At 62.8% G+C, this 22,962-nt stretch carries 20 protein-coding genes; 7 read left to right on the plus strand and 13 right to left on the minus strand.

The window, feature by feature from the left end; all coding sequences use genetic code 11:
• Positions 1-26 precede the first annotated feature (26 nt).
• Together EJ079_RS03850 and EJ079_RS03855 are read left to right on the plus strand one after the other, a co-directional pair.
• Entirely contained in the window at positions 27-884 is an 858-nt protein-coding gene (locus tag EJ079_RS03850) for a glycosyltransferase family 2 protein (protein ID WP_245481811.1), read from the plus strand.
• Positions 881-1,840 (plus strand): glycosyltransferase family 4 protein, encoded by a 960-nt coding sequence (locus EJ079_RS03855; RefSeq protein ID WP_127808134.1) that lies wholly within the window; start codon positions 881-883, stop codon positions 1,838-1,840. Before EJ079_RS03850 ends, EJ079_RS03855 begins: the two co-directional genes overlap by 4 nt.
• A 217-nt stretch (positions 1,841-2,057) precedes the next feature.
• On the opposite strand, the gene EJ079_RS03860 is transcribed toward EJ079_RS03855, so the two are convergent.
• The 4 genes from EJ079_RS03860 to EJ079_RS03875 form a co-directional block, all read right to left on the minus strand.
• Positions 2,058-2,954, minus strand: coding sequence for a serine kinase (locus tag EJ079_RS03860; protein ID WP_245481812.1), 897 nt, complete (start codon positions 2,952-2,954; stop codon positions 2,058-2,060).
• Between the two features lie 86 nt (positions 2,955-3,040).
• Positions 3,041-3,475: a lasso peptide biosynthesis B2 protein gene (locus EJ079_RS03865; RefSeq protein ID WP_127808136.1), complete on the minus strand. Its 435-nt coding sequence runs from the start codon at positions 3,473-3,475 to the stop codon at positions 3,041-3,043.
• Positions 3,475-3,759: a PqqD family protein gene (locus EJ079_RS03870; RefSeq protein WP_013528093.1), complete on the minus strand. Its 285-nt coding sequence runs from the start codon at positions 3,757-3,759 to the stop codon at positions 3,475-3,477. Before EJ079_RS03870 ends, EJ079_RS03865 begins: the two co-directional genes overlap by 1 nt.
• A gap of 444 nt (positions 3,760-4,203) precedes the next feature.
• Positions 4,204-5,034 (minus strand): DUF2259 domain-containing protein, encoded by an 831-nt coding sequence (locus tag EJ079_RS03875; protein WP_245481813.1) that lies wholly within the window; start codon positions 5,032-5,034, stop codon positions 4,204-4,206.
• Between the two features lie 143 nt (positions 5,035-5,177).
• On the opposite strand from EJ079_RS03875, the gene EJ079_RS03880 reads away from it, so the two are divergent.
• The 3 genes from EJ079_RS03880 to EJ079_RS03890 all read left to right on the plus strand — a co-directional run bounded on the left by EJ079_RS03880 (position 5,178) and on the right by EJ079_RS03890 (position 9,285).
• Positions 5,178-7,085, plus strand: a complete 1,908-nt coding sequence (locus EJ079_RS03880) for a propionyl-CoA synthetase (RefSeq protein ID WP_127808137.1) — start codon at positions 5,178-5,180, stop codon at positions 7,083-7,085.
• Between the two features lie 113 nt (positions 7,086-7,198).
• A complete protein-coding gene (locus EJ079_RS03885) occupies positions 7,199-8,281 on the plus strand; it encodes an acyltransferase (RefSeq protein ID WP_127808138.1) in 1,083 nt (360 codons plus the stop codon).
• Positions 8,282-8,526: 245 nt separating this feature from the next.
• Positions 8,527-9,285 carry a metallophosphoesterase family protein gene (locus EJ079_RS03890; protein WP_127395428.1) on the plus strand — a complete coding sequence of 253 codons (759 nt, stop codon included), beginning with the start codon at positions 8,527-8,529 and terminating at the stop codon, positions 9,283-9,285.
• Between the two features lie 76 nt (positions 9,286-9,361).
• Here the strand turns inward: EJ079_RS03890 and EJ079_RS03895 are convergent, their stop codons facing one another.
• From EJ079_RS03895 to EJ079_RS03920, 6 genes are all read right to left on the minus strand, one after another.
• Positions 9,362-11,749 carry a polysaccharide biosynthesis tyrosine autokinase gene (locus EJ079_RS03895; RefSeq protein WP_127811275.1) on the minus strand — a complete coding sequence of 796 codons (2,388 nt, stop codon included), beginning with the start codon at positions 11,747-11,749 and terminating at the stop codon, positions 9,362-9,364.
• A 225-nt stretch (positions 11,750-11,974) separates the two neighbouring features.
• Positions 11,975-12,871, minus strand: a complete 897-nt coding sequence (locus tag EJ079_RS03900) for a UTP--glucose-1-phosphate uridylyltransferase (RefSeq protein WP_127269746.1) — start codon at positions 12,869-12,871, stop codon at positions 11,975-11,977.
• Positions 12,872-12,945: 74 nt separating this feature from the next.
• Entirely contained in the window at positions 12,946-13,914 is a 969-nt protein-coding gene (locus EJ079_RS03905; protein WP_127808139.1) for a glycosyltransferase family 2 protein, read from the minus strand.
• Positions 13,904-14,854: a glycosyltransferase family 2 protein gene (locus EJ079_RS03910; RefSeq protein ID WP_127321007.1), complete on the minus strand. Its 951-nt coding sequence runs from the start codon at positions 14,852-14,854 to the stop codon at positions 13,904-13,906. The genes EJ079_RS03905 and EJ079_RS03910 overlap by 11 nt, the downstream gene beginning before the upstream one ends.
• Entirely contained in the window at positions 14,854-15,849 is a 996-nt protein-coding gene (locus EJ079_RS03915; RefSeq protein WP_127808140.1) for a glycosyltransferase family 2 protein, read from the minus strand. The genes EJ079_RS03910 and EJ079_RS03915 overlap by 1 nt, the downstream gene beginning before the upstream one ends.
• Positions 15,850-15,889: 40 nt before the next feature.
• Positions 15,890-17,062 carry a glycosyltransferase gene (locus EJ079_RS03920; RefSeq protein ID WP_127808141.1) on the minus strand — a complete coding sequence of 391 codons (1,173 nt, stop codon included), beginning with the start codon at positions 17,060-17,062 and terminating at the stop codon, positions 15,890-15,892.
• A 185-nt stretch (positions 17,063-17,247) separates the two neighbouring features.
• Between EJ079_RS03920 and EJ079_RS03925 the strand changes: the two genes are divergently transcribed.
• Complete coding sequence (locus EJ079_RS03925) at positions 17,248-18,744, plus strand: lipopolysaccharide biosynthesis protein (RefSeq protein WP_127808142.1); 1,497 nt, start codon at positions 17,248-17,250, stop codon at positions 18,742-18,744.
• A gap of 52 nt (positions 18,745-18,796) precedes the next feature.
• Complete coding sequence (locus EJ079_RS03930; protein WP_127396117.1) at positions 18,797-19,819, plus strand: phosphoribosyltransferase family protein; 1,023 nt, start codon at positions 18,797-18,799, stop codon at positions 19,817-19,819.
• A gap of 18 nt (positions 19,820-19,837) precedes the next feature.
• Here EJ079_RS03930 and EJ079_RS03935 read toward each other — a convergent pair whose 3' ends face one another.
• From EJ079_RS03935 to EJ079_RS03945, 3 genes are all read right to left on the minus strand, one after another.
• Complete coding sequence (locus EJ079_RS03935; protein ID WP_127267654.1) at positions 19,838-20,917, minus strand: glycosyltransferase; 1,080 nt, start codon at positions 20,915-20,917, stop codon at positions 19,838-19,840.
• A gap of 74 nt (positions 20,918-20,991) precedes the next feature.
• Positions 20,992-21,441 carry a hypothetical protein gene (locus tag EJ079_RS03940; protein ID WP_127267655.1) on the minus strand — a complete coding sequence of 150 codons (450 nt, stop codon included), beginning with the start codon at positions 21,439-21,441 and terminating at the stop codon, positions 20,992-20,994.
• A 13-nt stretch (positions 21,442-21,454) separates the two neighbouring features.
• Positions 21,455-22,897, minus strand: coding sequence for a GMC family oxidoreductase (locus EJ079_RS03945; RefSeq protein ID WP_127808143.1), 1,443 nt, complete (start codon positions 22,895-22,897; stop codon positions 21,455-21,457).
• Positions 22,898-22,962: the final 65 nt, after the last annotated feature.

Here is a 22,962-nt window from a genome sequence, read left to right on the forward strand (position 1 = left end):
AAGCACACGACGAAGGATTGAGGAATTTGGCCGATCTCAATACCCACATTGCGAATGCTGCGCGTGATCGGAGTTCCCCGCGAGTCGTCGCGGTCCTTACAACACGGAACGAAGAACGGTTCGTTGCCGGATGTCTCGAGAACCTCTTTCGTCAAGGCGTACAGGTCTACATCTGCGACAATCAGTCGACGGACCGAACGCTTGAGATTGCCCAGCGCTACTGCGGAGCCGGATTGATAGGATTCGAAACCATCCCGCATAACGGCTGGTATTGCTGGGAGCACCTTCTTCGTCGCAAAGAGGAACTGTTTCGGTCGCTCGAAGCAGACTGGTTCATGCATGTTGACGCTGACGAGATCCACCTCCCGCCGACTTCGTACTCATCGTTGGTCTCCGCCATTGCGGCAGCCGACGCACTCGGCTTCAATGCAATCGAATCTTCCGAGTTTACGTTCATTCCTACCAGGGAAGCTCCCGATCACGACAATCCCGATTATCAACACACGCTGCGCACCTACTACCCGTTCCGGCCGACCTCCCCACACTGCGTCCGTGCCTACAAGAAACAGGACGGCCCCATGGAGATTGCGTGGTCAGGCGGCCATCTCGTACGGTTCGCGGGTCCGGTGAGGCTTTACTCCGAGCGTTTTCGCATGAAGCACTATCTGTTCCTTAGCGCAGAGCACGCCGCATGCAAGTATGCTGGCCGCCGGTTTCTGAGCGAAGAGGTCATTGGTCGTGGCTGGCACGGATGGCGACCCCGCTTGCGATCAGAGGATATTCTGCTGCCGGACGCCAGCCAGGTGCGCGCCAGCGCGACGGACGACGATCTGGACGAGGCCAATCCATGGTCGGCACACTGGCTTGAGCGGTACGCCTCGTGAATGAGGTACACCTCCCCCGCGTCCTGGCGATCGCGGATCGACCCGGCTGGGCGATTGATCGCAAGACCCAAAATCTCCGGCGCGTGCTGGAAAGAAGGTTCGAGATCGTCCAACGATTTCAACATGATGTGACTGAGTCGGACGTGAACACGGCGGACATCGTGCTCATCTTCTATTGGCTCCAGATCTCGAAGCTGCCCCTGCCGGAATCGGCCCTCGCCGGGCGGTCTGACAGGCTGCTCATCGGGATCTGCAGCCACAGAGAGCTGGAGGGCGAATTCCGCGAGCCCGGGCTCGCCGCCCTGCACCGGCTGGCGCGCGCTGTCTTTGTCAACAATCGGCAGCTCGAGCACGAATACGGTCCTCTACTGCGTGTTCCGGTCCACTACACGCCCAATGGAGTCGACACGACGTTCTTTTGTCCCGCACAAGAGCCACAACCCGGTTCTGGCGAGCTCCGTGTCGGATGGGCGGGAAGTCTCGGCAACCATGGTCCAGCACATCGCGGCTTCCACGACGTCATCGAGCCCGCGGTAGCGGCCGTGCCGGGCGCGCGCCTACTGACGGCGATTCGCGAGCAACGCTGGCGTAGCCATGACGAGATGCCCGACTTCTATCGGGATCTCGACGTTTATGTCTGCGCCAGCCTCAGCGAAGGCACTCCCAATCCTTGCTTGGAGGCGGCGGCGTGCGGTGTCCCTTTGGTGACCACCCGTGTGGGAAACATGCCCGAGCTGATTCGGGATGGCGACAACGGGCTGTTCTTCGATGGAACTGCGGAGGGGCTTGCGAACAAGCTAGCCTTGTTGCGGGACACGCCATCGCTCCGGTCGAGGATGGCCGCCCGCATGATCGAGACGATCCAAGAGTGGGATTGGGGCGTGCAGGCGGAGAACTACGCGCGCATGTTTGCCTCGTTGCTTACTGCGGGCGGAGCTGTCGGGCCCATGAGATGAGCGGCTTCGGGTGTGCCCTGCCAAACCTGACCTTTGTAGCGCCATTCGAGTTTTCCCGGACCCTTGCTCTTCCGTACCTCGCGCAGCAAGGATAACGAGGCGGCGCTGCGCTTAAATCGTTGTTTTTGCGCAAAACTGCGAAGTAGAAGCACTCCGAAACACGCTATCCCCACGCCCTTGGGAACAAGGAATAGCGGCCCCACGTTGCCTGGGGTATTCAGTCCCGCGTCGTCAGAGCGGCGCTGATCAGTGCCGCAGCGTCAGCCGGGCGCGCGCCCACCTCCAACCGGAAGGTCGGCACCGCATTGACCACCCCGGCGATGGTCGCCAGCCGGCGTTTCTGCATCGGCAGCAGCCCGGTCATACCGGTGCGGACGTTGTCCACCGCCAGTGCCACCATTGCGTCAGTGCCGGCCATGGCGACGAGCCGGCTCTGGCTTCCGGCGGAACGCGCCAGGTGCAGAAGGGCCGCCACCGGCCGGGCGGATGCGTTTTCCACCCGCACGATCGCTGCCAGCCTTTCAAGCGAGACGGGCTGTTCGCCGTTGCGATCCCAGGTCTGGCCAAGGCATGGCGCAACCTGCGGGATCATTTCGGCAGTCTTTCGGTGGATCTTGACGGCGCGCGGCAGACCCCAGGCTACGACCTTGCCCGAAGTGGCATTCACGATCATGGCGTCGTCGGAGCAGAGGCCAAAGCCCTGAGTTGCCAGCGCGAGCGACGTTGTGGTCTTGCCGGTGCCGCTCGGAGCATGGATCAGCACCACCGCATCGCTGTCCGGCAACGTCAAGCCGGCAGTGTGCAGCATATGCTGGCCACCGGCGTCGAGCGCGGCGTCGAGCACCAGCATTGCCGGTGTCCACGCGGCTTTCGCGCCAGGGCGGATCCGGAGTTCGGCCCATCCCGCCACGCCGTTGATGGCAACGGTCTGACGCCCGGGAAAGACCAGATGGATGATACCACCATCCTCGAACATCCGGCAGGGACCATCCTCCGGCACCTCGCCATCGAAGACGAGGGATCCGTTGGGTGCCTCGTCCAAGGTGTCTGTCTCGGCGATCTCGAGACGAAAGTCCGGCTCGACGGGTTCCGCGATACGCAGGCTGCCCAGCATCCGGTCGAAATCCTGCCACAGCTCTGGGCGCTCGGCCGATATGCCAAGGATCAGGCCGTCGAGGCCATAGCAGGCTGAAGGTCTGGTCAAGCGGGACGCGCCTTTACGGCATCGGCATGATGACGATAGATTTCGACCATGCCGGGAAGCTTGTCGCTGACCACCGGCCTGCCATCGAGGCAGACCCAGCAATGCGCTGCCAGGCGCTGCGCTTGCATCGACTGCGGATCGACGCCGAAGCGCAGGTCCGGATCGAAGCCGGCCAGGCGCAGGAAACGATGACCTAGCAGACCCTCCCTCAGGCACCTGCGGTCACGCATCAGCCAGGGACGGCGGACGGCGCGGTTGACGCTGGCGACTATGTAGGCGGACGGCAGACCGCGATAGGGCGTCGACGAGGCGAGCGGCGCCCATTTGAGCACCTCCTCGAAGCTCCGGTTGGTGACAAGGACCGGCATCAGTCGCGCGCTTGCCCAGAGATGGCAGCGAAACAGAGCGCGCAGGAGCGGGCCGTCAGCCATCAAGCACCTGGCGCGGCGAGGATACCTTCAGAGATCAGATCCGTGGCCAGTGCCGCCATGTCCTGATCGAGCGTCCCCTTGTCAACCTCGAACTCCTCGCAAAGCAGGTCGACGATCTGGTCGAGGTTGCGCGCGCCGTCCACCTTGTCGAGAAAGGCTTCGGTCGTGCCGTTGCATGTATAAAGCTGGCCGCTGCGCGCCAAAAGCACGACTGCGCCATCGCCCACATGCTGCACCGAGGCATCCTCGGCCAGCCGCAGAACGGTTCCAGAGACTATTTCCACCACGCCCCTCCAAGCCACGCTCATCCCGGAAATCAGATAGCGCGGAGGTGGAGCGCTGTCTATCAGCCGATCATGGGAGCCCAGTGCACGGACCAACGGCTTTGCTGACGGATTCTCCGCGCCAGTCGCGTTAGAACCTGCTCGGTTGCGTCTTCCCGGCCGCACTCGTCCCAGAAATAGTTATCGATGAAACGTGACAAGCAGCGGGCCTGCCGGCAGCGGACGTTGCATTTCTTCCCCTAAGTAAGGTAAAACCTGTCCGGGTGTTGGGGAGATTGCGTATGCGTTACAATTGGGAGCGGGCTCCGACGAGCTTCGAACGTCACAGAAAAGCGCTGGCTACAGCCATTTTGATCGCTGGCGGCATTGGCCTCATGCTTGTGGCCCTGCCGATCTAGAAACAACCTTCAGACAGAGCGGCTGCCGGCGCCTGGGCGTGACCTCTCAGCGTGGCTGCCCGGTCACCGCGAGGAAGCGGCGATCGCGCCCCTCGAAACCCTGGCTGAAACGCTGCACCAGCACAACGATCACCGCCGGCTTGCCGGCCGGGGTGAGTTCGTAGGATTCCGACAGGCTGTAGGAGGTCGGGCAGTTTCTTGAGCCCGGCACGGTCTTGTCCTCGTGCAGGATCTTGATCGGCTTGCCGTCCTGGCCATGCAGCGTCAGCCGGAAGCCGAGCGCCTTGCCTGCCTTTTCACCTTGAAGTGCCTGGTCACGCTGCTGTGTCGTTGCGAAACTCGCCGAACAATCGCTCGTGCTGGCCGCCAGGATTTCGTCGAGCTGGATGGTCGAAATGCCTGTTTCGCCATGGAGCGGCGACAGCCATTTCTGCGACACCTGCTCGAGGCGAGAAATATCGTTGTAGGCAACCGTTTCGCCCGGAAACGTGAACTTGTCGGAAGCCGCCTGCTCGGCTGGGAATGTGATGGCATATTGGGCGAGAATGGGCGCCGCCTGAGCGGCGGCCTGCGCCCTCGCCTGCTCCAGCGTCAGTGTCGCCTCCTCCGTCTCGTCGACGACGAGGATCGGCTTACCGCCAACGAGCTGATCCGTGCGGGTATCGATGATGTCTATCTGCGACCAGCCAGAGTCCGAGGCGCCGGCGTCGAGCGTTCCATATTGCTCGAAGGCGAAATAAGCGCCATCCGGCGAAAAGCCGATGATGTGCCGTGCCGCGGCATCGCCAGCCTGAGCGATTCCAGCGGAGATCGCGAGCACGACACCCATGACCAATGGGAGCGCAAGGCGCCCGATGATCCGCACAGCAGCAAACATCCCCACTCCAATCTCGTATCGCAATTTCATAGCTGCTTGCCCCCAAGCGCCAGGTCGATATCGGCCGTACAATGGCGTGCATTTGCGGCCAAGGGTAGAGCGCGCTATCTGGAGGGAAGAAAATCATTCCTGGGGAGGTATGGATGGCTTCACGCTATCACGAGGTCTATGAAGGCTGGAAACGCGACCCGGAACGCTTCTGGGCGGACGCAGCCGGCGCCATCGACTGGTATTCGCCCTGGAACAAGGTGTTCGACGCCACGGCTGGCGTCTATGGCCGCTGGTTCACCGGCGCCACCTGCAACACCTGCTACAACGCCATCGACCGCCATGTCGCCGGCGGGCGCGCCGACCAGATCGCACTGATCCATGACAGCGCGATCACGGGAACGATCAGGAAGTTCACCTATGCCGAGTTGAAGCGCGAGGTGGTTGCACTCACCTCGGTGCTGAAGAACCGTGGTATTCGCAAGGGTGACCGCGTCATCATCTACATGCCGATGGTGGCCGAGGCGGCCATCGCCATGCTCGCCTGTGCCCGCATCGGCGCCGTGCATTCGGTGGTCTTCGGCGGCTTTGCCTCGCATGAGCTTGCCACCCGCATCGACGATGCCAGGCCGAAGCTGATCATTTCGGCATCCTGCGGCCTGGAGCCGGGCCGCGTCGTTGCCTACAAGCCGTTGCTCGACAAGGCGATCGAGATCTCCCGCCACAAGCCGGACGCCTGCCTGATCCTGCAGCGCGACCAGTTGCGCTGCGAGTTGAAGGAGCATTTCGACATCGACTACGCCGATGCCGTCGCTCGCGAACGGGCAGCGGGCGCCAATGTCGATTGCGTGCCGGTGCTGGCCACCGATCCGCTCTACATCATCTACACATCGGGCACGACCGGCCAGCCCAAGGGCATCGTGCGCGACAATGGCGGCCATATGGTCGCGCTGAAATGGACGATGGAAAACGAGTTCGGCGTCAAGCCGGGCGAGGTGTTCTGGGCGGCGTCCGATGTCGGCTGGGTGGTCGGCCATTCCTACATCGTCTACGGACCGCTGCTGCATGGCTGCACCAGCATCCTGTTCGAAGGCAAGCCTGTCGGCACGCCCGATGCCGGCACCTACTGGCGGGTGATAGCGGAGCATGGTGTCGTAGCCCTTTTCACCGCACCGACCGCGTTCCGCGCCATCAAGGGGCAGGACCCGAAGGGCGAGTTCATTGCTAAATACGACCTCTCGAGGTTCCGCACGCTGTTTCTTGCCGGCGAGCGCGCCGACCCGGAAACCATCAAATGGGCGGAGCAGAAGCTGAATGTGCCTGTGGTCGACCATTGGTGGCAGACCGAGACCGGCTCGCCGATGACGATCAATCCCGCCGGCCTTGGCCTGCTGCCGGTGAAATACGGCTCGCCCGGCGTGCCGATGCCCGGCTACGACATCCGCGTGCTCGACGATGCTGGCCATGAGGTGCAGCGGGGCACGCTGGGCAATGTGGTGATCAAACTGCCGCTGCCGGCCGGCTGCCTGCCGACGCTTTGGAATGCCGATCAACGGTTCCGCCAAGCCTATCTCGACGAGTTCCCCGGCTTCTACAAGACGGCGGATGCCGGCATGGTCGACGAGGACGGCTACCTCTACGTCATGGCTCGCACCGATGACATCATCAACGTCGCCGGCCACCGGCTGTCGACCGGCGCCATGGAAGAGGTGCTTTCGGCCCATCCCGATGTCGCCGAATGCGCGGTGATCGGCATTGCCGACGCCATGAAGGGCCAAGTTCCGCTGGGCTTCGTGGTGTTGAATGCGGGTGTGACGCGTGACGTCGGCCTGATCGAGAATGAAGTGGTCGGCCTTGTGCGCGAACGCATCGGCCCGATTGCCGCCTTCAAGACGGTGGTGACGATCAAGCGCCTGCCCAAGACGCGTTCGGGCAAGATCCTGCGCGGCACCATGCAGAAGATCGCCGACAAGGAAGAATGGACCATGCCGGCGACGATCGACGATCCGGTCATTCTCGACGAGATCACTGCCGCCTTGAAGGAACGCGGAATCGGACTTTGAGCCACTGAAGGGTGGGCCGCGGACGACCTTTTCGATCGGCAAGCAATACTTTTATTGTGCGACGCAGCAATGCACCCTAAAGTCGTTCGCGGGGGGACATCGACAAAGGTCGCATGGCTCAGCAGAAGATTACATTTGGTGGCGTAGACATCCTGCGCTTTCTCGCCGCCGTCATGGTCATGGTCTACCACTATGGCTTCTGGGTGTGGGCGTATCCGGACGGTGTTTCGGCGCGCGCGACGGGCGGCGTTCCCCCGCAGCCGGCAATAGGCGCCTGGGTCGAATCCGGCTGGGTCGGCGTCCAGATCTTCTTCGTCATCAGCGGTTTCGTCATCGCCTTCAGCGCCGAAAGGTCGACACCCCTGCAGTTTTTCGAAGCAAGGGTGAAACGGCTGGCGCCGGCGGTCTGGATCTGCGCACCGGTCACGGCGGTGGTGCTGCTGCTTGTCGGGCTCAGTTGGCCGACCGATGCCGTCATCAGGCTCCTACGCACCGGCCTGTTCGTTCCGTACGCGCCTTGGGTGGACAGCGTCTACTGGACGCTGGGCATCGAGATCGCCTTCTATGCCATCGTCTGGATCCTGCTCAGCTTTGGCCGCTTCCATCTGATGGAGATTGTGGCCGTCGCCATCGGCTTGGTCAGCACGCTGTTCTGGTGCCTCTACTATCCGCTCGGCTGGGCCGATCTTGCCGAAACACGCACACTCGACCTGCTGCTGGTGCATCACGGCGTTTTCTTCGCCACCGGCGTCATGCTGTGGCTGATGCGCATCAAGGCGGTGACAGGCGCCCGACTTGCCTTCTGCGCCCTGTTCCTGGCCGGTGGTGTGCTGCAGATCGCCAGTTCAGTCGACGTTCATATCCTGAAGGTCGGGCGGGATATGCCGTTCGCGCCGCCGATCCTCATCTTCCTCATCGGCATCGCGCTGATGGCATGGTCGCTGCGGCTCGACCTCTCCTGGAGCGGCTGGCGCCGGATCGGGCTGCTGACCTACCCGCTCTACCTGCTGCACGATGTCGTCGGCGCGGCCCTGCTCGGCATCCTGGTTCGCGCCGGTCTGCCACATCTGTTCTCGATGGCGGTCGTCGGCGCGACGATGATCGCGGCAAGCTGGCTGGTGGCGATCGAGGCCGAACCACGCATCCGGCTGCTGCTCGACCACACCGTTTTCCGTTATCGGCTCAAGGCAGCCTGACGACGATCCGGCAGACCGGGCCGGCCGCCGACCTAAAGCATGTCGCGCCTGAGCGATTCAGGCCCGCTTCAGGCCTTTGTTTCCACAGATCGTTTTCCCAAGACCGAGCTCATTTCTGAGCGACATGCATTGCGGTCCCGACCCGGCGGGGCTGCATTTTCCACGATTGCGGAATTCTCCGTTTCGGGCATGATAACAGGCACTTATGCCTTCCGTATGAGAGCTTGCCTCGAGACGCCCTGCACGTGAACCTGTTCCAGCGAAAACCCCGCATCGCGGCGCGTGCGCGCCTCGATATCGACATGCAGGACGCCGTCGTCTATGCGATCGGTGACGTGCATGGCTGCTACAAGGAACTCCGTGCCCTGGAGCAGAAGATCCTGCTCGATTCGCTTCGCTTCCAGAGCCGCAAGATCATCGTCATGCTTGGCGACTACATCGACCGGGGGCTTCAGTCGGCGCGGGTGCTGGATCACCTCCTGGCGCCGCCGCCGAAAGGGTTTCAGCGCATTTGTCTTGCCGGCAACCACGAAGTGGCGATGCTGAACTATCTCGACGGAAATCTGTCCCGCGAGCCCTGGCTGGCGACGGGCGGCCTGCAAACCCTGTTTTCCTATGGCATCGATCCGGCGCGCCTCGCCAGCCTCTACGGGAGCAGCGCGCAGATCGACCGACGCATAAGGGAGATCATTCCAGATGATCACGTCAGCTTCCTGCGCGGGCTGCCGATCATGGTCCGTTCGCGGAAGTTCGTGTTCGTCCACGCCGGCATCAGGCCCGGCGTCGACCTTGCGGCGCAAACCGACCACGACCTGGCCAACATCCGTTCGGACTTCTTCGAGGCAACGCACCTGCTCGACCGCTGGGTGGTGCACGGGCATACTCCGGTGGACGTCCCGAAGCTCGAAGGGCGCCGGCTCGGCATCGACACAGCCGCCTTCCAGAGCGGACGCCTGACCGCCGTCAGGATCGCCGACAAGCAAGGCAGGCTGATCTTCTCTTGACGCGCATCGATATTCAGGTGTGCTGACCTGAAGATCGATACACTTCAGAGAGGGTCCACTCGCGCAACGGTCGACGTCACACCGGCGCCTTGCCGCGCACTTCCGACTTTTCCAGATAGTAGCTCGAATATTTATCAAAGAATTTTTCCGAGCCGCCGAACGATCCGTATTTGGCCAGTTTCTTCAAATCGACCTTGTTCAGCACCGCGCCGACGATCTTGTTGGCGACATAGGGTTCGGATTCCAGCATCGACCTGACCATCGCGCGCGGGGTGCGCCCCCACTCGGTGACCAGGACAAAACCGTCGACCAACGGCGCGAAAGCCTTGGCGTCGACCACCGGTCCGAGCGGCGGCAGATCGACGACGATGTATTCGAACGTCTCCTTGGCGTTCTCGATGAAGCGTCGCATGCCGGCCGAGGAGAGAAGTTCGCTGGTATGCGAGAAGTGACCGCGCAGCACCGCCGGGATGATCGCCAGCTTCGTCTGCCTGTCGATCTTGCCGACGGACTGCCAGGTCTGGCCACTGACCACCGCTTCCATCAAGCCCTGCTCGGTTTCCATGCCAAGGCCCCGGCTGAGGCCGGGATTGCGCAAGTCGCCGTCGATCAGCAGCGTCTTGGAGCCATTGGCGGCGAGCAAGCCGGCGAGATTTGCCGCGACCGTCGACTTGCCTTCGCCGGGAAGCACCGAGATGACGCCGATGACGCGGCTGCCTTGCCCTTCCATCACGACGTCGAAGGCGATCTTGGCGCTGCGCAGCGTTTCGGAGAACATCGAGGCTGGAGAATCGATGCTGACCCGCATGCGCGCCCGCCTTTCGGCCGCCGACAGCGATTGGGTGGTCTTGGCGTCTACCTGGGTCTCGCCCGGCTTTTCGTCCTTGCCGAGCTTGCCGCCGATCGTCGGGAGATAGCCGAGGAATTTCAGGTTGACGCGGTCGCGCACGTCCTCGCCGGTCCTGAAGAAGCGTTCGTTGAACTCGTTCAGCCCACCAAAGCCGGCGCCCATCAGCAGGCCAAGCACCAGCGAAAGTCCGAGCACGACGATGGTGCGCGGGCTCGAGGCCGCCATCGGCATCGACGCGTCGGAGATGATGCGGATCTTGCCGACAGGGAAGGATTGCTGTTGCGCAGCTTCCTCATAGCGGCCGAGGAATGTCTGATAGAGCGTGGTGAGCGCCGTCGCCTGCTGATCGAGTTCACGCAGCTTGACTTGCGTCTGGTTGTCGACGGAACTCTTGCCCTGTGCGGCCGCGACGTTGGCCCGGAGCGCGGTCTCGCGTGCCTGCGCCACCTCATATTCGTTGCGATAGCTTTCGGTCAGCTGCTTCAGCTCGCCGAAAATCTGCGTCGATATGTCGGCCTTCTCCTTGGAGAGAGCCACCGCCTGCGGGTGCTCGGGGCCGAAATTCGCCTCGACGTCCTGCAGACGCTTGGCCACCGTGAGGTAGCGGGTCTTGAGCGCCGATATGACCGAGCTGCTCGGCTGGTCGCTCGATATGGCGGCATCCTTGAAGGCGTTTTCGGAGCCGCTGTCGACAATGGCTTTGTACTGCTGGTAGCGGGCGCTGGCGCGCGCGGTGTCGGCCTGCGCCACGATAAGCTGGGCGTTGAGGTCGGAAAGCTGCTTGTCGCTCATCAGCTGGCCATCGCTGTTGGCGGCCAGCCCGTGTTCGGCCCTGAATTTCTCAACCGCAAGCGAAGCTGCCTGCGAGCTCTGGCGCAGCTCCGTCAACCGGCCCTGGAGCCAGACCGCAGCCCGCTCGGTGGCATCGAAGCTGGCGTCGAGCTGATCGGCGAGATAGGCATCGGCGTAGGCCTTGGTGATCGCGTTTGCCAAAGCCGGGTCCGTCGCCTGATAGCCGAGCGCGATGACGTAGCTTCGCCCGATGCGTTCAGCACGGATCTCGTTCTGCAGTTTGAGGATCGCGTAGTCGCGGCGCGACGTGGCGATCAGCGCATCGCGGGCGGCCGGGTCGAGCTTGCTGAAGTCAGTGCCACCCGGCATGGAAGAGTTGGGGCGGACATACTGGATCAGGCCGCGGATGAGGCCTATGCCTTGGGCAAGCGCCGACTGGGGCGGATTCATGAATGTGTCGTTCTGGTCGAGCTTCAGCTTGTCGACGACCACGGCGGCAAGCCGCGTCGAGGTCAGGATCTCGATCTGGCTCAGGATCGCCGAATCGGTCTGCATGGTTGTCGACGTCGCCGAAATGTCGTCGACGATTTTGTTCAAGCCCTCATCGATCAGCACGCTGGCGACCGACTGATATTTAGGCGGCGTCGTCTGCAAATAGAGCAAGCCCAGGAAGAGACCGATGACGGCACACACGGCAACCACCTTGGCCTGCCGTGCGGCCATGCCAAGCAGCCGCTCGATATCGATGAAGTCTTCGCCGTCTCCTGCGTCCGAATTCGGCAATGGCATCCTCTTGTCGAGAGGAAAGTTGGCATAATTCATCTTCGGTCCAATTCTAGAGCCGGTCCATCGCAATGGACTCTATCTCACTGTTTCAACATGATCTTTTCCGGAAACCGGGACCCACTTTCCGGGATCATGCCTTGGCTTGCAGGCGCCTCGAAGATCGGGAGCATCGCCAGAAGCGAAGCAAGCGTCGTGCCAGACGGCGAGAACCTGCCGGCCCCTCTTCGCCGGCCATCTGACCATGCTCCCGAAAGATGGGCATTATGCGGCTTCTTCCTGGCGTTCATGCGACCGGACGAACTCCTGAAGCATCTCGAAAACCGGACCCTTCATGTCGTCGCGCGCCAGCGCGAAGGCGATGTTGGCCTGGATGAACCCTTCCTTGGAACCGCAGTCGAACATGCGACCCTTAAAAGGCTGGGCGAAGAACGACTGATCCTTCGACAGACGAACCATGGCGTCCGTCAATTGAATCTCGTTGCCGGCGCCGCGCTGCTGATTGCCCAGAAGCGCGAAAATCTCGGGCTGCAGGATGTAGCGGCCATTGATGTAGAAATTCGACGGCGCATTGGCCGGCGCCGGCTTCTCGACCATGGCCGTCACCTCGAAACCGCCACCGATCTCGGCGCCACGGCCAACGATGCCGTATTTGTTGGTCTCGCTCGGTTCGCAACGCTCGACGGCGATCACGTTGCCGCCCGTGCGCTCATAAAGCTCGACGGTTTCGGCGAGGCATCCGCGCCCGCCGAAGGACACCATGTCCGGCAGCAGCAAGGCGAAGGGCTCATTGCCGATAACCTCGCGCGCGCACCAGACGGCATGGCCGAGGCCTTGCGGCGATTGCTGGCGGATGAAGCTGGTGGCACCGGCCACAGGCAGCATGCTTTCGAGCGCCTCCAACTGGGTCTTCTTGCCGGTCTGCTCCAGGGTGCCGATCAATTCCGGATGCAGGTCGAAATAGTCCTCGATCACCGCCTTGTTGCGGCCGGTCACGAAGACGATGTGCTCGATGCCCGCCTCGAAGGCCTCGTCCACCGCATATTGCACGACAGGCCTGTCGACCACGGGAAGCATTTCCTTTGGCATCGACTTGGTCGCCGGCAGGAATCTTGTTCCAAGCCCCGCCACCGGTATCACGGCCTTCCTGATTTTCTTCATCGCAAATTCCTTCTGAGGAGATCGACTTCAGTCCATTCACAGGCCACGAAAAATCCCTCCATGTGCCTGCATCTTCACCTCCCCGCCCCAACGGCAAATTGTGCCGCCATTCTTCGCAACCGCACGGCGATCGGCATGCCCATATGCCTGACCGCCGCCGGGTCGCTGAGCGCTGTCCGGATCGCCTTGAGCGGGGACCGCGCCTTGATGTGCTGTACCAGTGACAGAAACGATGCCGCCTTGCGCAGGCTGCGGCCGCGCCGGGCGAACGCGGCCTGCGCGGCCTCATCCATCCGATGGGTTTGAGCGAACACGGCATCCGCCCTGCGCATCGCTTCGACGTGGTGAAGCTCGAGCACGCGCGAGATGGAGCCGCTGCGGATATGATAGGCATAGCCGATATCGGGCTCGACGACGCATTTTCCGCCCCTGGCCAAGGCGCCGGCAAACAGGATGTAGTCTTCGCCGATCCTCAGCTTTTCGTCGTAGCGAAGCCGGTTTTCGTTCAGGAACGCGCGCTGGAAGATCGGCTTGAGGTAGCCGAGGTTGAACTTGGATTCGAAGACGACGTTGCCGGCGATGTAGGTGGCCAGCGAAATCTCGCGCAAGCCTTCCAGATACTGCCGCGGAAACATCGCGTCCTCGATGACGCCATCCTCGCGAACGACCTGCAGATTGTCGACGGCGATCTGGGCATCCGCGCTTTCGGCACGAGCGATCATGGCCGCGAGCCGGCCGGGAAGGACCGCGTCGTCGGAATCGAGAACCGCGATCCATCTGCCGCGGGCGGCGTCGAGGCCGGCATTCCTGGCGCCGCCAGGGCCGCGGTTGCTGGCCAGGGCGACGACACGGACGATATCCCCGGGGTAGGCCCGCGCCACGTCGAGCGTCGCATCGCGCGACTTGTCGTCGACGACGATGATTTCGACGCTGACACCCTTCTGGGCGATGGCGCTGGCAATCGCCCGATCAAGGGTCGCCTCGGCGTTGTAGGCGGCAATAACGAAGGAAACATCCGGGACAGAGCTGACGTCAGGCTGCACGTTTGCCTCCCTCCTGTGGCGACGGCTGGCCATAGAGGCGAATTTCGCGGATGCCGACGAGGCCGCTGACGACACCAACATGCATAATGCCGCGCAGCACGCTGCGGTTCCTGCGGACTGGACTGACGACGACCGGAAGTGCCGAGGCGAAGCAATAGATGGCCTTTGCCGAGGCCAGGCCGACCTGCTTGACCAGGCCGATGCCGCTGGCGCTGCTGCCCAGGAGATGGCCATGCGTCTGGCCGACGCGGAAGCGGCGGCGGCCGAGCCATTCGAATGCCGCCCTTGAGCGCGGCACCACCTCGTCGACCCACGCCTCGGGCGCGAAGGCGATGCGGCCGCCGGCCTTGTGCATCTGGTCGAAGAATTCGGTGTCCTCGCCGCCGGTCTGGCCACGCGCCAGGCTGAAGCGGCGGCCGCGCAGGCTGTCCGAGCCCATCCGCAGCAGAACATTGCAGGTGTAGCCGGTGCGGATCTCGCCGCGTACCCAGACCGGCAAGGTCGAATGGAAATCGCCGCGCCGCATCCAGTCCGGCGCATCCGGGCGATAGCGCGCCCTGACCGGGCCGAGCACGACGGCGACACCGCTTTGCTGCGCCATCGCGACCAATTCGGCGAGCCATTGAGGCGTGGCCGTTTCGTCGTCATCAATGAAGGCGACGAAATCCGCTGTGCTCGCATCGAGGCAGGCATTGCGGGCGATCGAGATGTTGCGCGCCGGGGCATGCCGATAGTGGATCGGCACCGTCAATTCCCGCGACAGCGCGGCCACCAGGTCACGGGCCGTCGGGGTGTCGTCATTGTCGGCGACGATAATGCGGATATCGAATCCCGCCGGCATCTCCATCGCGTCGAGCGAGCGCAGCGTGTCAGCCAGCTCCGGCCGGCGGAACGTGCAGACGCCGATGTCGATGCTGCGGTTCTTTGCCGACACCGCCATCAGGCCACTCCGCGTCGCGAGCCGAGGCCGAGAAGCTGCAGCCAGAAGCCAACCGACCAGCCAAGATGCATGACCATGGCCGAGACACCGGCCAGCGCAACGTCAGCCTTGCGCTGGCGGATAGCCGTCACCAGTCCGTAGCCCAGGCACACTGACACCCACAGCAACAAAGGCACTGCCGCAATCCAATGCACGAAGGAGAAGGCCGCAAGAAGAACCACCGGGAAGACCGCCAGCGGCACCATCTGCCGGATCTTTGGGATGACGCGGTGCTTCAGCACATTCTTGGCACGCCCGCGACCGTAGCCGAGATACTGGAAATAGAGGCCTGAGAGCGAGGCGCGCGGATAGTAGACCATCTGCGTCTTGCCACTCATCCAGATCTTGTAGCCCGCCTTGCGCAGGCGATAATCGAGCTCGGCGTCCTCGTTATGGCTGAACGCTTCGTCGTAGCCGCCGACGGCGCCGAATGCCGATATCCGCATCAGTGCATGATGGCCGTGATCGATCCACTGTCCCTGCGAAAGATGCCGATGCTTCGAGCCGCCGGTGCCGAGCTTGGAGTTCTGCGCCGCGGCGGCCGCCTTCTGCACGGCACCGCTGCCGCTGGTCAGCATCGAAACGACAACCGAATCCGCGCCCGTGGCCAAGGCTTCCTCGACCAGCCGGTCGCAATAATCGTCGGGATAACCGCCATGCGCATCGATGCGGATGAGATAGTCGACACCATCGCCGAAGGTACCGACGGCGAGATTGATCGCCGCGCTCTGGATGCGCCGCTTGTTGTGGAGCAGGATAACCCGCGGGTCCTTGGCAATCACATCCTCGACGATGGAAAGCGTGCCGTCGGTGCTGCCGCCGTCGGCGACGATGATCCGGGCGCCAAGCCGGGCGGCCGCGGGCCGCAATTGATCGAGCAGCGCACCGATATGGGCGGCTTCATTCAGGCACGGAACGACGATCAGGCTGGATGAGGGTTTGTCCGTCTGCGTCATCAAGCTCTGTCCATCTTGCCTCTGTCCATCCTTAGCCATCCTATGCCAATGCCTCGGCGGCAAAGGAGCCGGGCACGGCCGTCAGGCTGCGCAGCCGCTCGACAAGCGCCCGGCAATCGCTGCGATCGTAGCTCCAGGTCCTCGGATTGCGGGCCAGAACGCGCTCCTTCAGCCTGGCGAAGCGATGCTCTTCCATCTTGCCGAGCACGGCTTCGAGCGCTTCGGGCGACGCCTGCGGCAACAGCACGCCGATATCCTGCTGTTTGAGGAACCGCCCGGTCTCGGTGTTGCCCATCGAGATCGGCACCGCTCCGAAACGGCAGCCTTCATAGAGCCGGTTGGGCAGAAGCCATTCGGAGTTCTGCCCCGCCTCGAAGAAATCGATCGCCCACGAAAAATGGACATGGTTGTAGATCGCCGCCATGTCTTCCGGATTGCGGTAGGGCCCGAGAAACGACAGCCACGGCTCGGCTTCGACAAAGCCGTGAAAGTCAGGGAATTCCGACAAAGCCGGACGTCCGCGCAGCACGATCTCGAAGCGGCCCTCCATGCGGCGGGAGAAATCGGCCAGCAACTCGAGTGAGCGTCGGCAACGCAGCGCACCGAACCAGCCGATCCGCCATGGCGGACCGACCGGGCTCTCTTCAGTCTGCGGAGCGCCGGGCAAGATCGTCGCGGCCTCGAAATATTTGTTTTCGACCAGCTCGATGGGTGCCGCGACCTGGCCGAACGGCTTGAAATAATTGGCGATAAAGGCAGGAGAACTGGTCACCAGCAGCTTCACATCCCTGGCCAGAAAGCGTTCGGTGGCGCGCAGCGCCTTGCCCAGGACATCGTTGCGCAGCACAAGCCGATGAATGTCGAGGCACTCGTATACGATCGGAACCGATGCACCGAAGGCTGACCTGGCGCGGCGGGCAAGCGCCAGCATTTCCAGGTTGCGCGCGATGATGATATCCGGTTTTGGCATGCCGCCCAGCTTCGAGCCTATCGAAACGGCTGCTTTGGCCACGGCCGCGAGGCGTTGGCCGAATCGCCCGTCACGCGTCGCGCCGAGGTCGATCGGGCGCAGTCCCTCGATATCCGCAATCGGATTCGCGGTGCGACGGAAGCCGGCCAAAGTGACCTGGGCCCCACCTGCCCTGAGCATCGTGATCCGCCGGCGCACCGCCGGGTCGGAAACGTCGTGCACAAGGTACAAGACATGCAGCATAAAAACTCGACCGCTGTTGGCCCACCCGAGGGAATGCTAGTACAGGTCTTGCTGCATCGCAACATTTTTGGTGCGGCGGTCCACGTTTTCTGTTGCACTGCAAAATTATTGCCGTAGTTTGTGGTCGGCGGCGGTCGTGGATTTTCGGGCTCGGAAATCCACGTAAAAAATCAGGAATCCTGAATTTGGAAGCCAATGCATTCGATCCGCCAGAAGGCTCCTTGCGCAAATCGGTTGGGCGCGGCGCGGTTGTCACGGCCATGGCGCAATCGGTGCGGGTCGCGACACAGATCCTGTCCGTCATCGTCTTGTCGCGGTTGTTGTCGCCACAGGATTTCGGCGTCGTGGCGATGTGCGCGCCGGTGCTTGCCTTTATCGCCCTGTTCCAGGATTTCGGCCTGACCCAGGCGACGATCCAGAAGTCGGGCATCCGGCATGAGGAGGTGAACTACCTCTTCTGGATCAACGTCGCGGTCAGCGCGATCCTGGCTTGCGTGCTTGCGGGTGCGGCGCCGCTGGTTGCCGCCTTTTACGGCGAGCCGCGCGTGACGGGCCTGGTGGCTGCGTTCGGGCTGCAGATCATGGCCTATGGGCTGGGCGCCCAGCATCTGGCGCTCTTGACGCGCCGCATGCAGTTCGGCCGGCTGGCCGTCGTCGACGTCGCCAGCGCCATTGCCGGGCTTGCGGTGTCGATCGCCTGGACCTTTATCGATCGCTCCTATTGGGCCCTGTTTGCCGGCACGCTGACCGGTGCCGTGCTGCCGACGCTCTGCTATTGGGCGAGCTCGCGCTGGCGTCCGGGCCTGCCGCGCAAGGTCGCCGGCATCGGCGAGCTGATTAATTTCGGCGCCGGCATCACCGGCTTCAACTTCGCCAATTTCTTTGCCCGCAACCTCGACAATGTGCTGATCGGCAAATATTGGGGCGAGGCGCAACTCGGCCTCTATGACCGCGCCTACAAGCTGCTTCTGTTTCCGCTGAGCCAGATCACCAACCCGCTGTCGAAGGTGATGGTTCCGGCGCTTTCGAGGCTGAAGGATGAGCCGGATCGCTACCGCAGCGCCTATCTGCGCGTCATGCCGCTGATCCTGCTGGTGGCGCTTCCCGGCGTCGCCTTCGCCACCGCGATGTCGGATGTGCTGATCCCCTTCGTGCTCGGCGAGCAATGGCGCGCAAGCGCCTCGATTTTCCTGGCGCTCGGCTTTGCCGGGCTGCTGCAGCCGCTCAACAATCCGGCGGGGTGGCTTTTCGTCAGCCAGGGCCGCTCCGGCGATTTCATGCGCTGGGGCATCATAACGGCCGTGACGTCGGTGCTGGCCTTCATGCTCGGCCTGCCCTATGGCGCGCTGGGCGTGGCGATCGCCTATGCGATCAGCGAATATCTGCGGACGCCGTTCCTGTGGCTCTATGTCGGCAAGAGCGGGCCGCTTCAGGCGCACCATGTACTTCGAGCGGCAACGCCGTTCGTGCTTGGCGCCCATCTGGCACTGGCCGGCATCTGGTTCATCAAGCCAGCGCTGCCGCAGCAGCATGTCGTCGCCCTGGCCAGCGGCGCCGTGCTCGCCTACCTCATCACCATCGTCATCGCACTGGCATTCGCCTCCGGCCGCGAAGCCTTGCGCGAGGCCCTCAAGATGCTGCCGGCAAGGCTGCCTGCGGCGGCGGCGCGCGAAGCGCAATAATTTGGGCGTCTTCGACTGCTACCCACATCTCCTCCAGGACCAGGTCTGAACCATGCACTACCGATCGATCTCCGATATGAACGACGCCATCGTCAGGGGCCTGCACCGGCTGCCGCGCGACATCGACCTGGTGGTCGGTGTGCCGAGAAGCGGCGTTTTGGCAGCGACGCTGGTCAGCCTTGCCGCGAACATCCCGATGACCGATCTCGACAGCTTCCTGGAAGGGCGTATCTATACGTCTGGCGTCACCAAGCGCCGTGCCGCTCTCGACCGCAAGGTTTCCGAGATGCGCAAGGTGCTGGTGATCGACGACAGCGTCGCCGGCGGCAACGCCATGCGTGACGCACGCGCCCGCATCCAGGCTGCGGGCATCAAGGCGGAGTTCACCTTTGCCGCCGTGTTCGGCCTTGAGCCCCAGCACCAGGAAACCGACCTCGTCTTCGAAGTCGTGCCGCATCCGCGCATGTTCCAGTGGAACTTCATGCATCATAAATTCCTGGCGCAATGCTGCGTCGACATTGACGGCGTGCTGTGCCTCGATCCGACAGAGGCGGAAAACGACGACGGCCCGGCCTATGAACAATTCCTCAGCGAAGCGCGGCCGCTCCATGTCGCGACCCACAGGATCGGCTGGCTGGTCACCAGCCGGCTGGAGAAATACCGCGCGCTCACCGAGGCATGGCTCGCCAAGCATGAGATCAAATACGACCAGTTGATCATGCTCGATCTGCCGAGCAAGGCGGAACGGCAACGGCTCGGCGCGCATGGCAGTTTCAAGGCCGATTTCTACCGCAAATCCGATGCCATCCTGTTCATCGAGAGCGAGCACGAACAGGCGCTGAGGATCACCGAACTGTCAGGCAAGCCGGTGCTGTGCGTCGAAACGCATATGGTCAGCTTTCCCAACACGCTGTCGCTGCCGGCACTTGGCCAGGCGGCCAGAAACCTGCCGGCAAGGCTGCGGCAGATCAAGTCGCAAGAGGGCCGCAAAAGCGCCGCCAAGACCATTGCCCGCGCGCTGCTTGGCGCCCGCGGCTACGAGACGCTGAAAAGCCGGGTCAAACGCCCGGCCTGACCTGCTCAGGCGGCGCCGTCAGGCCGCCTGCCGCGCGCGTTGCTGCATGGCCCTGTCCAGTATCGAGAAGAAGGTGATGAACTGGCGATCGGGATCGAGTTCCGGGCGCCCGGCGAAGCTGCGGGCGAGGCTGGAAAGCCGGTCATATTCCTGATTGTCGTTCCACAGCCGCCTGACGGCCGCGACCCAGTCGGCCAGCGGTGCATCATAATCCAGCACCACGCCACCGGAGCCAATCGCTTCGGGCAGACCGCCGCGCCGCGAGCCGACAACGGGGATTCCGCTGCAATGGGCCTCCGACGCGACGCGGCCCCAGGCCTCTTCCCACTTGCTGGGAGCAAGCAGGATCTTCGTGCGGCCGTAGACCGTCTTCATGTCGCTGGTGCGGCTCTCCAGGACGACATTGCCCAAGGGAGCGATCGTCTGCTCGATCCGCGCCCGGTGATCGTCGTCGAGCTTCCAGCTTTCGACGAACAGGAATGGAATTTCGCGGCAGGCGCCGGCGATCCGCACCGCGAGCTCGAACCCCTTTTCCTCATAAGGGTTGATCAGCGTGACGAACTGGCCCGTCGTCGGCGTCGAGTAGTGCGCCGGGTTGATGGTTGGCGGGATCACCACCGCCTCGATGCCGAACTCCTGTCTGTAAGTACGTGCGGTGAAGTCAGAATTGGCGATGTAAAGCGCGGAATGCAATTCGCGCAGATCGCCGCCCAGTTCATGGAACTCGACATTGCGGAGATAGACGACCAGAGGCACGCCCTCCGCCTGCAGCGCCTTGCCGATCGGAACCGATTTGTGACACTGGACCACGGCGACATCGGGCTTCAGCCTGTCGACGGCATAGCCCGCTGCTTCCCAGGGAAACCAGGCCCGCACCACCGGATAGCCGGGATAGCTGTCGACAACCGCCGGCTGCCGCAGCAGCTTCATCTTGGCGCGCGCCTTGAAGCCGAAGACACCATCACCGAACAGGGCGGCGAGCACAGCGGCTTCATGACCGTGCTCGATCAGCTGTTCGGCCAGATGATGCGTGCTCGACTGAACGCCGCCGCTGAACTCGGGCGGGTAGCCGTTGCCGCCTGCAAAGAGAACTTTCATGATCGGGCTCCTTGTCGCATCTCGTATTCCTTGCTCGGAGACAACAGGCAAAGTCCGCCGCCTCGCTTTCGACGTCAGGCAAGTTTCGGCGGCTCCAGATTGGCGAAGGGATTGGTACACGATTGCCAGCCGGTAAATCGGATCGGGTCGTTGGGCGAACTGCGCCAGGCATAGTCCGTCAGCATATGGAATTCGGCGACCACCCAGCGGTCGAAATGCACTAGATCTTCCCGCTTTCGCTCGGGCAGCAGGCGGCGTGCTGCGCCCAATTTGAGTTCCTCCACCAGCGTGACGGCGTCGCTTAGTTTTTCGCTTGGAAAGTTCCACGGATTCCTGTTGCGGAACGCCAGCACGAACTGCTGCAGATGCTCGATGCGGATGTTCAACTTGCCAAGGTATTTTTCCAGCGTGACGCGCACCAGATCCTCGTCCGAGAACGAGGAAACGGCGGCGTAGGCGACCCCTGTCGAAACCACTCCGCCAGCCATGACGGCCAGGGCCGAGCGTCTGGAAATCTCGATCATGCGATACCTCCTTTCACGCGATCCGGCTCGCCGCCCGCAAGGACAGCGCTGCCGCGGTCAGGCTCGGGTTGGCGCAGGAGCAGCTCGGATAGGTGCTGGTGCCGACGACGACCAGATTTCTGAGCTGGTGGTGGATCATGCCGCTGTCGATGACCGAATCGGCTGGGCCCGTACCCATCCTCAGCGTGCCCTGGACGTGCGATTCGCTCGGCCGAATGCCGCGGTCGAAGAGCTTTTCGACCGGCAGCGGCGCCAGAAGGCCAGGCAATTTCTCCAGAGCGCGCGCCATGCCCTTCACCGCATAGTCCGATGGCGCCTTGAAGCTGACGAAGGCATTCTCATCCTCGTCAAGCGTGACGAAGTTCTCGGGATCGAGCAAGTCCTCGGTGACCACGACAAGCGGCAGCGCCTGGCGTAGCCGCCCTTTTTCGGCACGCAGTCCGTGCTGCCAGCGGTTCTCGAAATAGACCAGTGCCGCCGCATGCTCCGATCGGTGAGGACCATCATAGAGGCCGAAATTCAGGCCGGTGGTGATGGTGCTGCCATCGAAATTGTCGACGCCGTCCAGATAGACCTCGAAATTCCAGCCGTAGGATTCATGCAGGCCGCTGCCGACGAACTCGCCGCCCAGGCCGGATCGCAGCATGATCGCCGCGCTCTGGATGGCATTGGCGCCGAGAATGAAGAGATCGCCGCTGACCTGGTATTCCTTGCCGTCATGGCGGAACGTGACCGAACGGACAGCGCCGCCGACGTGATCGAGCCGGCGGACTTCCGCACCGAGGCAGACCGAGACGTCGGGATGCTCGAAGACGTGCATCAACCCGTTGTTGACGGTGAATTTGGCGTCGACCGGGCACAGCCAGCAACGCAGATTGGCACAGCACGAGGTGCGTTGTGATGTCGGCAGCCGCGCCCGCGCGGTTGGCATGACAAAGTGCTGGCCGGGCTGCGCCGCCTTCATCACCCTGTCCGGTGTCGACATGCGATGCGGCGGTTGCGGAAACGGCTTCGAGCGGGGCAGCATCGCCGCCATGTCGGGATCGCCGGAGATCGACATGATGTCTTCCGCGTCGCAATAGAACGGCTCGACGTCGTCATAGCTGATCGGCCAGTCATTGCCGATACCGTAGGTGCTTTTCAGCCGGAAATCATTGGGATGAAATCTTGGCGTCTGCGCGAACCAGCAGTTCGTCCCGCCACCCAGTCCGATCGTGTAGTTCCACGGCTTGTTGGAATTGGTCTTGTAGGTCGTTTCGTCTTCGATGTCGGTGTTGACGTTCTGCTCGAGCTGCCATTCATGGGTGTTGTGGCGCCCCCACTCCAGCACCAGAATGCGTGCCTTTCGGCGCTTGGCGAACTCGTGCAGGAAGAAGGCCGAACCGAAGCCGGAACCGATCGCTACGAGATCGAAATGATCCTTGGTGATTTGCTCCGGCTTTACGTCCAGCACCATCGGCTACAACTCCACACAGAAATACGCGCTCAGTCCCAGCGCCCGCAGGCCATGTGCGGACCGGT

It is taken from the genome of Mesorhizobium sp. M7A.F.Ce.TU.012.03.2.1 (assembly GCF_004006095.1).
Taxonomy (GTDB): domain Bacteria; phylum Pseudomonadota; class Alphaproteobacteria; order Rhizobiales; family Rhizobiaceae; genus Mesorhizobium.

Excerpts from the sequence above, each read along its gene's own strand:
- EJ079_RS03860 (WP_245481812.1), bottom strand. The coding sequence starts at position 2,954 with ATGCTGGGCAGCCTGCGTATCGCGGAACCCGTCGAGCCGGACTTTCGT.
- EJ079_RS03865 (WP_127808136.1), bottom strand. The coding sequence starts at position 3,475 with ATGGCTGACGGCCCGCTCCTGCGCGCTCTGTTTCGCTGCCATCTCTGG.
- EJ079_RS03875 (WP_245481813.1), bottom strand. The coding sequence starts at position 5,034 with ATGTTTGCTGCTGTGCGGATCATCGGGCGCCTTGCGCTCCCATTGGTC.
- EJ079_RS03880 (WP_127808137.1), top strand. The coding sequence starts at position 5,178 with ATGGCTTCACGCTATCACGAGGTCTATGAAGGCTGGAAACGCGACCCG.
- EJ079_RS03885 (WP_127808138.1), top strand. The coding sequence starts at position 7,199 with ATGGCTCAGCAGAAGATTACATTTGGTGGCGTAGACATCCTGCGCTTT.
- EJ079_RS03895 (WP_127811275.1), bottom strand. The coding sequence starts at position 11,749 with ATGAATTATGCCAACTTTCCTCTCGACAAGAGGATGCCATTGCCGAAT.
- EJ079_RS03900 (WP_127269746.1), bottom strand. The coding sequence starts at position 12,871 with ATGAAGAAAATCAGGAAGGCCGTGATACCGGTGGCGGGGCTTGGAACA.
- EJ079_RS03910 (WP_127321007.1), bottom strand. The coding sequence starts at position 14,854 with ATGGCGGTGTCGGCAAAGAACCGCAGCATCGACATCGGCGTCTGCACG.
- EJ079_RS03915 (WP_127808140.1), bottom strand. The coding sequence starts at position 15,849 with ATGACGCAGACGGACAAACCCTCATCCAGCCTGATCGTCGTTCCGTGC.
- EJ079_RS03920 (WP_127808141.1), bottom strand. The coding sequence starts at position 17,062 with ATGCTGCATGTCTTGTACCTTGTGCACGACGTTTCCGACCCGGCGGTG.
- EJ079_RS03930 (WP_127396117.1), top strand. The coding sequence starts at position 18,797 with ATGCACTACCGATCGATCTCCGATATGAACGACGCCATCGTCAGGGGC.
- EJ079_RS03935 (WP_127267654.1), bottom strand. The coding sequence starts at position 20,917 with ATGAAAGTTCTCTTTGCAGGCGGCAACGGCTACCCGCCCGAGTTCAGC.
- EJ079_RS03940 (WP_127267655.1), bottom strand. The coding sequence starts at position 21,441 with ATGATCGAGATTTCCAGACGCTCGGCCCTGGCCGTCATGGCTGGCGGA.
- EJ079_RS03945 (WP_127808143.1), bottom strand. The coding sequence starts at position 22,897 with ATGGTGCTGGACGTAAAGCCGGAGCAAATCACCAAGGATCATTTCGAT.